The following is a 12,203-nucleotide window of genomic DNA, read 5'->3' on the forward strand; positions in this document are numbered from 1 at the left end:
TTTTTTTTTTTACTCTCCCGGGGCCGCGTCACCCACCCCCCTCCCCCCCGGGGGGGGGGGGGGGCGCGCCCCGCCCGCGCCCCCCCCCCCCCGGGGGCCGGTCTCCACAGACCGACCGGATCGTGTTCGGTGTGACCGCCGTGCTCACCCTGGCCTTCGTGGTCTGGGGCGCCGTGGCGACGGACTCCCTGGAGGAAGTCTCCACGGACATGCTCAACGGCCTGATGACCAACGGCGGTTGGTTCTTCATGCTGACCGCGAGCGGCTTCGTGGTCTTCGCGCTCTGGCTGGCGATCAGCCGGTACGGGAAGATCACCCTCGGCAAGGAGGGCGAGGAGCCGGAGTTCAGGACCGTTTCCTGGGTCGCCATGATGTTCAGCGCCGGCATGGGCATCGGCCTGATGTTCTACGGCGTGAGTGAGCCGCTCGCCCACTTCACCACGCCCCCGCCGGGCACGGATCCCGCCGACTCCGCCGCGGCGATGGAAACCGCCATGGCCACCACCCTCTTCCACTGGACGCTCCACCCGTGGGCGATCTACGCGGTGGTGGGTCTGGCGATCGCGTACAGCACGTTCCGGCGTCGCCGGCGGCAGACCATCAGCGCCGTGTTCACGCCCCTCATCGGTGAGAAGCACTCCAAGGGCACCTGGGGCAGGGTCATCGACATCCTGGCCATCCTCGCGACGCTCTTCGGCTCCGCCGCGTCGCTGGGTCTCGGCGCGCTGCAGATCGGGAGCGGTGTCGAGGTCCTCGACTGGATGGACGACGCGGGCACGGGTCTGCTCGTCACCATCATCGCCGTGCTGAGCCTGGCCTTCGTGGCGTCCGCCGTCTCCGGTGTGGAGAAGGGCGTCCAGTGGCTCTCCAACATCAACATGGTGCTCGCGGGGCTCCTCGTGGTGTTCGTCTTCATCGCGGGCCCCACCGTCATCATGCTGGACATGCTGCCGACCTCGCTCGGCGCCTACCTCGACGACCTCCCGCAGCTCATGGGCCGCACCGAGGCATCGAGCGGCAAGAGCGTCGCGGAGTGGCTGAGCGGCTGGACGGTCTTCTACTGGGCCTGGTGGATCTCCTGGACGCCCTTCGTCGGCATGTTCATCGCCAGGATCAGCAGGGGTCGTACGATCCGTCAGTTCGTCGGCGGCGTCATTCTCGTCCCCAGCACGGTCAGCCTCATCTGGTTCGCCGTCTTCGGCGGCAGCGCGATGACGGTCAAGGACCGCGGCGGCCTGGAGGGCCAGGACACCCCGGAGTCCCAGCTGTTCGGCCTCCTGCACGAGTACCCGATCGCCACGGCCACGAGCCTGCTCGTGATGATCCTGGTGGGCATCTTCTTCGTCTCGGGTGCCGACGCGGCCTCGATCGTGATGGGCACGCTCTCCCAGAAGGGCGCGCTCGAACCGGGCAAGCTCGTCGTCGTGTTCTGGGGCATGGTCACCGGCGCCGTCGCCGCGATCATGCTGCTCATCGGTGACGGCTCGGACGACGCACTCACCGGGCTACGGAATCTGACGATCCTTGTCGCGGCGCCCTTCACCCTGGTGATGATCGGGATGTGTGTGGCGCTGATGCGGGACCTGCGCCACGACCCGCTGATCGTGCGGGGCGAGCACGGCACGGAAGCCGTCGAGAAGGCCGTGATCGCGGGTCACGAGCAGTACGACGGCGACTTCGAGATCCGGATCGGCCCGATCGAGGGCGGCGGCGACTCGGCGTCCGAGGGGAACCCGGTCAAGTCCGGCTGACCCTTTCCGTTCAGGCTGATCCGCTCACGAGGAGGCGGCCGTCCCGTCCGCGAGACGCGCCGCCTCCTGGGCACATCCCCACGCCACCGTGACCCCGGCGCCCCCATGGCCGTAGTTGTGCACCAACACCCGGCCGTCACCGCGGAGTTCACGCTCGATCCGCACCGCGGGGCGTGCGGGCCGCAGCCCCACCCGGTGGCCGAGCACCCGCGCCCCCGCGATCTCGGGCCGCACCTGCGCGCACCGCTTCACGATCGCATCGGCCACCGCGGGATCCGGCTCCAACGACCAGTCGTCCTCCTGCGCCGTGCCGCCGAGCACGAGCCGGCCCGGCTGCGGAAAGAAGTACGTCGACGTGTGCGCGGTGGCGGCCGCGGAGGCGAACCACGTCCGCACCCCGGGGTTCTCCACCAGCACCAACTGCCCCCGCACCGGCCGCACCGAGGCGTCAGGCACCAGCGTCCGCGCCCCGATCCCCGAGCAGTTGACCACGCACCGCGCCTCGGCAAGGGGATCGGCGAGGCTCTCCACCGTGCGTGCCTCCACGGTCCCGCCCGCCCGCGCGAGACGCTCGCGCAGCCACCGCAGATGCACCGGCATGTCGATGAGCGGCAGCCGCGCCCACACGCCAGGACCGTCGTACTCGCCACGGCTCGCGGTCCGCAGCCCCGCCACCCGGGCCGCCCACGGCCCGAGGTCGTCCAGCCGCGTCTCGCCGTGTACGCCATCGACCATGCGTACGCCGGTCTCGTCGGCCCGCGCCGCCAACTCCTCGTACACGGACAGGGACTGGAGCGACCAGTCGCCCACGGACCGGGCGGGCTCGATGCGATAGGGCCACCACAGCGCGCCCGCGACCGCCGAGGTCGTGCGCTCCGCGGGCTCCCGCGACCACACCCGTACCCGGCGCCCTTGTTCGGCGAGCAGGACGGCGGTCGTCAGACCGATGACACCACTGCCCACCACGATCACATCGCTGTCACGCGCCTCGTCCATCCCAGGAACGTAGCGGAATGCGGCATGCCGTGCTCACATCACGTCTCAGATGGGGATACTCACACCATGTCTGCCGAGTACGCGACCTTCGGTCTGGCACCGGCCATGCGCGCCGGTGGAGTTCTCGCCAACGGTGACTACCAAGTCCACCGGGATTTCGTCGACTTCATCGTGAACGGACGACCGCTGCTGTTCCAGCTCTCCGACCTCGATGCCGTATCCCCCCTCGCCGCCGACGTACCACCCGCGATCTTCACCCATCATGTGCGCGGACTGCTCCTGGAAACGGAGGCGCCGCTGCTCGAAGGCCGGCACGTCATCTACGGATGCCCCGAATGCGAGGGCCTGGAGTGCGGGGCGGTCACCGCCGTCATCGAGCGGGCGCCGGACGGCGGTGACGCCTATGTCTGGCGTGACTTCGCCTGGCAGACCGCCGAGCGGGCCGATCTGGAGCTCAACGGCTACCACGGCATAGGGCCCTTCCGCTTCCGCGGTGCCGAATACCGCGAGGCCCTCGGGCAGTTGCTCACCGGCGGTGAACCGGCGGCGCGCCGCCGGGTGCTCCTGATCGGGGCGCGCGTCGCCGTCCTCGCCAAGCTCGCCGCCGCGCTGCGCACGATCGGTGTCGGCGCCGACATCGCCGCGGACGCGGCGGGCGTGCCACCGGACGAGCTGCGCACGTACGGGGCGGTGGCCTTCGGCCGCGCGGTCCCGGCCGCGACGCGCGAAGGGGTGCGCGCCGCGTTCGAAGGGGCGGGACTCCAGGTCGCGTACGTCGACGGCCTCGCCCCGATCATCCCGCTCCTGGTGGCGCAGATAGAGCACGCCCTGGACCGCAGCCCGTCGGAGCAGCGGCGCCTGACGCGGCTCGCGGCGATGGGCGGCTCGGCTGACGTCGAGATCACCTCGACCTGCCGGGTCCAGCTCGTCGCGTACCGCCTCGACCGGCTCTCGCGCACCCAGGTCCACGAGGTCTTCGAGGACGTGCTCGAACCGGGGGCGCACCGCATCCCACTGGACGGCAAGGCGACGAAGGGGGAGTCGTTCGTGGTGGCACGGACGACGGACAGTGTCCTGGTCGCACCGATAAGGAGGTAGCCCGCACCTCATTGAAGATGTGACCTGGATCGCATCATTGGCCTGTCGCGCGCGGCCGGGCTCGTCTGTCCCATGGGCGTCACCGAAACGACGCCCCCCCCCGAATACGGGGCACGAGCAGGGGAGTTGCGCATGAGCACCGACCCCCGGATCGTCATCGTCGGCGGCGGCTACACGGGCCTGCTGTGCGCGATCCGCCTGGCCCGCCGCACCCGGCGTACCGGCGCCCGCGTCACGCTGGTCAATCCGTCGGCCCGGTTCACCGAGCGGCTGCGGATGCATCAGGCCGTCGCAGGACAGGAATTGGCGGACCATCAGATCCCCCCGAGCTCCTGGCGGGCACGGGCGTCGAGTTCGTGCAGGGCACGGCGACGGGCATCGACACCGCGGGCCGGACGGTGGCGGTACGGACGCCCGAGGGTGCGGCCGAGCTGCCCTACGACAACCTGGCGTACGCCATTGGCAGCTCCACCGACACCGGTGCGGTGCCGGGCGCCGACGAGCATGCCGAGACCCTGAACAGCCCTGCCGCGGCACACCACTTCGCCACCCGGCTCGCCCGCCTGGCGGCGGACGGCGGCACCGTGGCCGTGTGCGGCGGCGGCCTCACCGGCATCGAGGCAGCCACCGAGATCGCCGAGAGCCCCCCGGGCCTGCGCGTCACGCTGATCAGCCGCGGCGAACCGGGCACCATGATGGGCCGGAAGGCGCTTGCCCATCTCCACGCCGCGTTCGAGCGCCTTGGCATCACCCTGCGCACCGGCTCCGCGATCAGCAAAGTCCTGCCCGACGGCGTCGAGTTGGCCGACGGCCGGCACATCGCGTCCGACGCATGCCTGCGGACCACCGGCGTACGGGTCCCGGCGCTCGCGGCGGACTCCGGAATCGCCGTGGACGGGCGTGGCCTCATCCTGGCCGACGCCACCCTGCGTTCGACCTCGCACCCGGAGATCCACGCGATCGGCGACGCCGCCGCCGTCCGCCAGGCGTGGGGGCAGGTCCACGGCACCTGCCAGAGCGGCCTCCCGGTCGCCGCGTACACCGCGGACGCGCTGGCCCGCCGGCTGCGCGGCAAGGCCGTCGAGCCGTTCCGTTTCGGCTGCTTCCATCAGCCCGTCAGCCTCGGCCGCCGCGACGCCGTCATCCAGTTCACGCACGCCGACGACACCCCGCGCCGCTGGTCCCTGCGCGGCAGGCCCGCCGTCGCCTACAAGGAGATGATCAGCGGCAGCCCGCTGAAGCTCTACCGCATGAGCAAGCGCATGACCGTGTCCGCCTCCCTCTCCAAGGGCGGCCGCGCCACCCGGCCCGAGCGGAACGCGCGATGAGGGTCCTGCCCGCCCGGGCCACCGGGCGATCGGCCGTCCCCTGACGGGTGCGCTGACCGCGGCCGGACATCACGTCCTGGCCGGTCCCGCGGCGGTCGCCCGCTGCGGCTCCCGGCCTGGCTGCTGCGCCGGACGGTCCCGTACCCCGGTGTGCTGATGGCCGGCACCACGCTCCGCGCCTCGCACGCCAAGGCCCGTGCGGAACTCGCCCGGGAGCCCGTGCACTACGCCGCGGAGCGCAGGGCGCGGCCCGCGGATACGACGTAGGGAGCAGCCCGGGTCGTGACCCTCGTACGACGCGGTACGCGGCGCGAACCGCGATTCTCGTGATGTCGCCGCCGCACCAGAACGTCACCAACACCTCATCCCCATCAAGGAGTCAGCCAGATGTCTGCCGTCACCTCTCCCGCACCGGCCACAGTGGCCGCACCCGCGTCCAACCGTCTCGCCCTCACCGGAGTCGGCTTCGCCGTCCTCTTCATCGCGAGCCTGGTCTTCTCCGGCCTCGCCGGCAGTGCCACCTACCCGTCGCCGTTCGAGGCGGACAAGGTGGCGGAGGTGTACTTCGCCGACAACGGCGGCGTCGTCCTCGGCATGGGCATCCTGCAGCTGCTGTCCGCCGTGCCGCTGGCCGCCTTCGTCCTGGCGCTGACCAAGAGGGCGGGACTCGCGAGGACCGGCGGCCTCTGCGCCGTCGCGGGCCTGGCGGCCTGTGCGCTCATCGGCCTCGCCATCCCCGTGCTCGACGCGGGCGGCGACACCCTGCACACGCTGCACTACCTCACCTTCATGGCGGGCGGCCCCGCCCACGTCCCGTTCCTGGGGATCGTCGTCGGTGCGAGCGCCCTCGCCTTCCGTACGTCGGCACCCCGCTGGACCACGGTCCTCGGCCTGACGTCGGCCGGGCTCGCGCTCCTCTCGCTCGCCACCTTCGTGAGCGAGTCGCTCATGCTGCTCCTGCCGCTCGGCCGCTTCACGGCGATCCTCTGGATCCTGGTCACCGCGGTACGGGCGGCCCGCCTCCGCAAGTGAAGAAGGGGCGTTGCGGGACGCGTCCGCCTAGGGACCCCGTCGACACCCTGGGAGCATGCCCCGATGGCCGACGCCACGCCCGCACTTGACCCGTTCCTCGAGCACCGGCGGCTGCTGCACGCCACGGCCTACCGGATGCCGGGCAGCGTCGCCGATGCCGAGGACGTGCTGCAGGACGCCTGGCTGAGCTGGAACTCGGCGGACCGCGACGCCGTCCGCCACCCCAAGGCGTATCTGGTGCGCACGGTCACCAACCTGTCGCTCAACCGGCTCACTTCGGCGCGGGCCACCCGCGAGACCTACATCGGCCCGTGGCTCCCCGAATCCCTGCTCACGTCGCCCGACATCGCGGAGGAGAGCGAGATGGCCGACACCGTCTCGACGGCGATGCTCGTCGTGCTCGAATCGCTCAGCCCGGTCGAGCGCGCGGTCTTCCCACACGGTTCCTGGCGGCCTGCTCGGGCGGGGATCTCAACGCGGTCATGGAGACGCTGGCCCCCGACGTCACCGCCTGGTCCGACGGCGGCGGCAAGGTCACCGCGGCCCGCCGCCCGCTGTACGGCACGGACCATGTGGCGCGCTGGTTCCTGGGCGTCCTGGCGAAGCCCGCGCTGACGGGCGTCACGCTGGAGCCCGCCACGATCAACGGCGAACTGGGCATCCTGTTCAAGGCGGGCGACTACATCGGCGGCTGTCTGACCTTCGACCTGGCCGACGGCTTGATCCACAACATGCGCTTCCAGTTCAACCCGGAGAAGTTGAGCGGGCTGAGCGGGCTGAGCGGGCCAGGTGGGCCGAGCGGGCCGGGTGGGCCGGAAAGGCCCAGCGGGTCCCCCCAGGCGCCGGACGATCCGGCCCCGGGTCTCGCCTAAACTCGACCCCCTGATGACCGCAACCCTCGTCGCCAAGAACCTCGCCGCCGGCCACGGCGACCGCTCGCTGTTCTCCGCCCTGGAGCTGGTCGTCGCCCCCGGCGACGTCATCGGCCTGGTGGGCGCCAACGGAGCGGGGAAGTCCACGCTCCTTCGCCTCCTCGCGGGCCTCGACACCCCGGAGACCGGCGAACTCCGGCTCTCCCCGCCCAGCGCGTCCGTGGGCCATCTGCCCCAGGAGCCCGACCGCCGCCCCGGTGAGTCCATCCGCGCCTTCCTGGCCCGCCGCACCGGCGTCGCCGAGGCCCAGCGGACGATGGACGAGGCCACCCAGGGCCTGGTCGACGGGACGCCGGGCGCGGACGACGCGTACGCGCAGAGCCTGGAGCGCTGGCTGGCGCTCGGCGGCGCCGACCTGGACGAGCGGGCCGACGAGGTCGCCGCGTCCCTTGGCCTGAGCGTCAGCCTCGACCAGCCCATGACCTCCCTCTCCGGCGGTCAGGCCGCCCGCGCGGGCCTCGCCTCGCTGCTCCTGTCCCGCTACGACGTGTTCCTCCTGGACGAGCCGACCAACGACCTCGACCTCGCGGGCCTCGACCGCCTGGAGAGCTTCGTACGAGGACTGCGGGCCGGCACGGTCGTCGTCAGCCACGACCGCGAGTTCCTCACCCGCACGGTCACCAAGGTCCTCGAACTCGACCTGGCCCAGCAGCAGATCAACCTCTACGGCGGCGGCTACGAGGCGTATCTGGAGGAGCGGGACGTCGCGCGCCGCCACGCACGCGACGAGTTCGAGGAGTACGCCGACAAGAAGTCCGCCCTCGAAGGCCGTGCCCAGATGCAGCGGTCCTGGATGGACAAGGGCGTCAAGAACGCCCGGCGCAAGGCGGGCGACAACGACAAGATCGGCCGCAACTTCCGCAGCGACGCCAGCGAGAAGCAGGCGGCGAAGGCCCGTCAGACACAGCGCATGATCGAACGCCTCGACGTCGTCGAGGAGCCCCGCAAGGAGTGGGAGCTGCGCATGGAGATCGCGTCGGCGCCGCGCTCCGGCAGCGTCGTCGCCACACTCCGCGACGCGGAGGTGCACCGCGGCGACTTCACGCTCGGCCCGGTCACCCTGCAGATCGACTGGGCGGACCGCGTCGCGATCACCGGCGCGAACGGCTCGGGCAAGTCGACGCTGCTCGGCGCCCTGCTGAACCGCGTCCCCACGGACGCGGGGCACGCGGCCCTCGGCTCAGGCGTGCTCGTCGGCGAGGTCGACCAGGCCCGTGCGCTGTTCCACGGCTCCGAGTCGCTCCTGGACGCGTTCTGCGCCGCCGTGCCGGACACCGAGCCCGCCGAAGTGCGCACGCTGCTCGCCAAGTTCGGCCTGAAGGCCGGGCACGTCCTGCGCTCGGCGGCCACCCTCTCCCCGGGCGAACGCACCCGCGCGGCGCTCGCACTCCTGCAAGGGCGAGGCGTCAACCTCCTCGTCCTCGACGAGCCGACGAACCACCTCGACCTGCCGGCGATCGAGCAGCTGGAGGCGGCCCTGGAGTCCTACGAGGGCACACTGCTCCTGGTCACGCACGACCGCAGGATGCTGGACGCGGTGCGGGTGACGAGGCGGCTGGAAGTGACCGACGGGAAGGTGTTGGAGCTTCCGGCGCCTTGACGCTGGTTATCGGGTGGGTGGGCGGGAAACGCCGGCCGCCAGGCCGGCGAACCACCCACCCACCCGCAGGGAAGTACGTCAGCGCTGTTTGGGGTCCAGAAGCCCGGCCCGCCGCAGCGCGTCAGCCATCGCGTCATTGGCCGGCGGCGGCCCCTGCCGCTTCTGCTGCCGCTGACCCTGGCCGCCCTGCTGGCGAGGGGGCCGCTGCCCCCTCTGCTGCGGCGGGCGCCCGCCGCGCTTGGGCTGCTCGCCACCGGAGGGCGCAGCCTCGTCGTCCAGGCGCAGCGTCAGCGAGATCCGCTTGCGCGGAATGTCGACGTCCATCACCTTCACCTTGACGATGTCGCCCGGCTTCACCACGTCCCGCGGGTCCTTGACGAACGTCTTGGACATCGCGGACACATGTACGAGTCCGTCCTGGTGGACGCCGATGTCCACGAAGGCACCGAACGCCGCCACGTTCGTGACGACACCCTCCAGGACCATCCCGGACGCGAGGTCGGAGATCTTCTCGACGCCGTCCTTGAAGGTCGCCGTCTTGAAGGCCGGGCGCGGGTCGCGGCCGGGCTTCTCCAGCTCCTTGATGATGTCGGTGACGGTCGGCAGACCGAAGGACTCGTCCACGAACTCGTCCGCCCTGAGCGAGCGCAGCGTCCCTGTGTCGCCGATGAGCGAGGCGACCTCGCCGCCCGTCTTCTTCGCCATCCTGCGCACCACCGGATACGCCTCGGGGTGCACGCTGGACGCGTCGAGCGGGTCGTCGCCGCCCCGGATGCGCAGGAAGCCCGCGCACTGCTCGTACGCCTTGGGGCCGAGCCGCGGCACGTCCTTGAGGCCCTTGCGGGACGAGAAGGGGCCGTTCGCGTCGCGGTGCGCCACGATGTTCTCGGCGAGGCCCGAGCCGATCCCGGAGACCCGGGCGAGCAGCGGGGCGGACGCGGTGTTCACGTCCACGCCGACGCCGTTCACACAGTCCTCGACGACCGCGTCGAGCGAGCGCGACAGCTTCACCTCGGAGAGGTCGTGCTGGTACTGGCCGACGCCGATGGACTTCGGGTCGATCTTCACCAGCTCGGCGAGCGGGTCCTGCAGGCGCCGTGCGATGGACACGGCGCCGCGCAGCGACACGTCCATGTCCGGCAGCTCCTGCGAGGCGAACGCGGAGGCCGAGTACACGGAGGCGCCCGCTTCGGAGACCATCACCTTGGTGAGGTTCAACTCCGGGTGCCTGGTGATGAGTTCACCGGCGAGCTTGTCCGTCTCGCGGGACGCCGTGCCGTTCCCGATCGCGATCAGGTCGACCGAGTGCTCCTTGGCGAGCTTCGCCAGGGTGGCCAGGGACTGGTCCCACTTGTTGGCCGGGACGTGCGGGTTGATGACGTCCGTCGCGACGACCTTGCCGGTCGCGTCGACGACGGCCACCTTCACACCCGTACGGAAACCGGGGTCGAGCCCCAGCGTCGCGCGCGTGCCCGCCGGTGCGGCGAGCAGCAGGTCGCGCAGGTTCGACGCGAAGACCCGCACCGCCTCGTCCTCGGCGGCCGTGCGCAGGCGAAGGCGCAGGTCGATGCCCAGGTGCACGAGGATGCGGGTGCGCCAGGACCAGCGGACCGTGTCCTGCAGCCACTTGTCGGCCGGGCGGCCGCGGTCCGCGACGCCGAAGCGGTGGGCGACGATCCCCTCGTACGAAGACGGGCCCTCCGTGGCCTCCTCGGGCTCCAGGACGAGGTCGAGGACCTCCTCCTTCTCGCCGCGCAGCATCGCGAGGACGCGGTGCGATGGCAGCTCCTTGAAGGGCTCGGCGAAGTCGAAGTAGTCGGCGAACTTGGCGCCCGCCTCCTCCTTGCCGTCGCGGACCTTCGCGGCGAGCCGGCCGCGCACCCACATGCGCTCGCGCAGCTCGCCGATCAGGTCGGCGTCCTCGGAGAACCGCTCCGCGAGGATCGCGCGGGCGCCGTCCAGGGCGGCCTGCGGGTCGGCGACGCCCTTGTCGGCGTCGACGAACGCGGCGGCCGCCGCATGCGGGTCCACGGACGGGTCGCCGAGCAGGCCGTCGGCCAGCGGCTCCAGACCCGCCTCGCGCGCGATCTGCGCCTTGGTGCGCCGCTTCGGCTTGAACGGCAGGTAGATGTCCTCGAGGCGCGCCTTGGTGTCCGCCGCGCGGATCCGCGCCTCGAGCTCGTCGGTGAGCTTGCCCTGCTCACGGACCGATTCGATGATCGCCGCGCGCCGGTCCTCGAGCTCCCGCAGATAACGCAGCCGCTCCTCGAGCGTGCGCAGCTGCGCGTCGTCGAGCATCTCGGTCGCTTCCTTGCGGTAGCGCGCGATGAAGGGCACCGTCGAACCGCCGTCGAGCAGGTCGACGGCGGCCTTCACCTGCCGCTCCCGTACACCGAGTTCCTCGGCGATCCTGCTTTCGATGGATGCTGGAGTGGACGTCTGCAGAGGTGCCACGTTCCGGTACCGCCTTCTCACTGGGGTTGCCGGGCAATTGTGGCAGGTGGCACCGACAGCGGGGGGATCAGACCCGGCGTGCCCGACCGGGCCGTCGCATCGGCCGTCGGCCCGTCCGCCGTCCGGAGCGTGAGGCGCCGCCGAACAGCCGGGCGAGGGCGCGGAACGGCAGTGTGACCACCGCGGCGAGGGTGGCACCGATCTGACGCAGGATGTCCGCGATCGCACGGAACATGGGTGTTTCCCTTCCGTCTCGCGGGCCGGCGCGGAATGTGCCGGCCCTCGCGACGTCCGGGTACCTCAGCGGGGACGGGCCATGCTCAGGCCTTGCCGAGCAGATCCGCCGGGAACGCGCCCGCCGTCAGTGCGGCTCCGATGAACGCCGACCCCAGCTCCGTCAGGCGCTCGACGCCGGCGGCGCCCAGGTGCTCGTACGGCGCGCGGTCGAGGCGGTCCGTGGCCTCCTCGATGTCCCCGCGCAGCGCGACGCCGGCTTCCGTCAACTCGCCCGCGCCGTCGAGCAGTCCGCGGGCCCGCAGCCGCTCCACGGCGGCGTCCCAGTCCTCCTGGGTCCAGCCGCGCGTGCTGAAGATCCACTTCGGAGTCATGCCCTTGCCGGTCGCCGTGTGGCTCACCAGGGCCTCCACCGCGTCGAGTTCGGCGTTCAGGAGGACGGCCAGATGCCCGTCACCCCGGTGCTCGCGCAGCAGCGTCGCGGCGTGGAAGTACGCGAGGTGCGGCTGCTCGGGGACGGGCAGGTCCGCGTGCGCGGCGTACAGCGGGCGCCCGGAGCGTGAGCAGGCCTCGGCGGCGCGCAGGGCGAGCTCCGCCGCCTCCGCCATCTCCGGCGATGCGATGGCCTCTTCGCCGAGGAGGCGCCGCAGGGTCGCGTCGACGGCCCGCGCGCGGGCCGCGGGTAACGGCGCGGGGGGTGCGGCGCGCCACGTGCCGGGGCCGGGCTCCGCGCCGAGGTCGGGAGTGGAGTTGTTTAAAGCGGGCGGGGACGACCCCG

At 71.8% G+C, this 12,203-nt stretch carries 8 protein-coding genes and 2 pseudogenes; 6 read left to right on the forward strand and 4 right to left on the reverse strand.

Annotated features, from left to right (window positions below; translation table 11 throughout):
• The first annotated feature begins 119 nt into the window (after positions 1–119).
• On the forward strand, positions 120–1,751 hold the full coding sequence (locus ACFWY6_RS21435; protein ID WP_384692670.1) for a BCCT family transporter: 1,632 nt from the start codon (positions 120–122) through the stop codon (positions 1,749–1,751).
• Between the two features lie 24 nt (positions 1,752–1,775).
• On the opposite strand, the gene ACFWY6_RS21440 is transcribed toward ACFWY6_RS21435, so the two are convergent.
• Positions 1,776–2,747, reverse strand: coding sequence for an FAD-dependent oxidoreductase (locus ACFWY6_RS21440; RefSeq protein ID WP_384692652.1), 972 nt, complete (start codon positions 2,745–2,747; stop codon positions 1,776–1,778).
• A 66-nt stretch (positions 2,748–2,813) separates the two neighbouring features.
• Here ACFWY6_RS21440 and ACFWY6_RS21445 point away from each other — a divergent pair, with 66 nt between their 5' ends.
• From ACFWY6_RS21445 to ACFWY6_RS21465, 5 genes and pseudogenes are all read left to right on the forward strand, one after another.
• Positions 2,814–3,845: an oxidoreductase gene (locus tag ACFWY6_RS21445; RefSeq protein ID WP_384692655.1), complete on the forward strand. Its 1,032-nt coding sequence runs from the start codon at positions 2,814–2,816 to the stop codon at positions 3,843–3,845.
• A 132-nt stretch (positions 3,846–3,977) separates the two neighbouring features.
• Positions 3,978–5,173, forward strand: a pseudogene (locus tag ACFWY6_RS21450) (NAD(P)/FAD-dependent oxidoreductase).
• Between the two features lie 387 nt (positions 5,174–5,560).
• Entirely contained in the window at positions 5,561–6,205 is a 645-nt protein-coding gene (locus tag ACFWY6_RS21455; protein WP_384692657.1) for a hypothetical protein, read from the forward strand.
• Positions 6,206–6,268: 63 nt separating this feature from the next.
• Positions 6,269–7,077: pseudogene (locus ACFWY6_RS21460) on the forward strand (sigma factor).
• A 13-nt stretch (positions 7,078–7,090) separates the two neighbouring features.
• The gene (locus ACFWY6_RS21465; protein WP_384692659.1) at positions 7,091–8,737 is read left to right on the forward strand and encodes an ABC-F family ATP-binding cassette domain-containing protein; all 1,647 of its coding nucleotides are present in this window, start codon (positions 7,091–7,093) and stop codon (positions 8,735–8,737) included.
• 78 nt (positions 8,738–8,815) lie between these two features.
• On the opposite strand, the gene ACFWY6_RS21470 is transcribed toward ACFWY6_RS21465, so the two are convergent.
• The 3 genes from ACFWY6_RS21470 to ACFWY6_RS21480 all read right to left on the reverse strand — a co-directional run.
• Positions 8,816–11,191: a Tex family protein gene (locus tag ACFWY6_RS21470; RefSeq protein WP_384692662.1), complete on the reverse strand. Its 2,376-nt coding sequence runs from the start codon at positions 11,189–11,191 to the stop codon at positions 8,816–8,818.
• Between the two features lie 67 nt (positions 11,192–11,258).
• Positions 11,259–11,426, reverse strand: coding sequence for an LPFR motif small protein (locus ACFWY6_RS21475; protein ID WP_361812917.1), 168 nt, complete (start codon positions 11,424–11,426; stop codon positions 11,259–11,261).
• 85 nt (positions 11,427–11,511) lie between these two features.
• A partial coding sequence (locus tag ACFWY6_RS21480) for a hypothetical protein (protein ID WP_384692665.1) occupies positions 11,512–12,203 on the reverse strand: 692 nt, incomplete at its 5' end.

Source organism: Streptomyces sp. NPDC059037 (genome assembly GCF_042740015.1).
Classification (GTDB): Bacteria; Actinomycetota; Actinomycetes; order Streptomycetales; family Streptomycetaceae; genus Streptomyces.

Bases quoted from the DNA above. Each gene is read 5' to 3' on its own strand.
- ACFWY6_RS21445 (WP_384692655.1), top strand. From the start codon at position 2,814: ATGTCTGCCGAGTACGCGACCTTCGGTCTGGCACCGGCCATGCGCGCC.
- ACFWY6_RS21465 (WP_384692659.1), top strand. From the start codon at position 7,091: ATGACCGCAACCCTCGTCGCCAAGAACCTCGCCGCCGGCCACGGCGAC.
- ACFWY6_RS21440 (WP_384692652.1), bottom strand. From the start codon at position 2,747: ATGGACGAGGCGCGTGACAGCGATGTGATCGTGGTGGGCAGTGGTGTC.
- ACFWY6_RS21455 (WP_384692657.1), top strand. From the start codon at position 5,561: ATGTCTGCCGTCACCTCTCCCGCACCGGCCACAGTGGCCGCACCCGCG.
- ACFWY6_RS21475 (WP_361812917.1), bottom strand. From the start codon at position 11,426: ATGTTCCGTGCGATCGCGGACATCCTGCGTCAGATCGGTGCCACCCTC.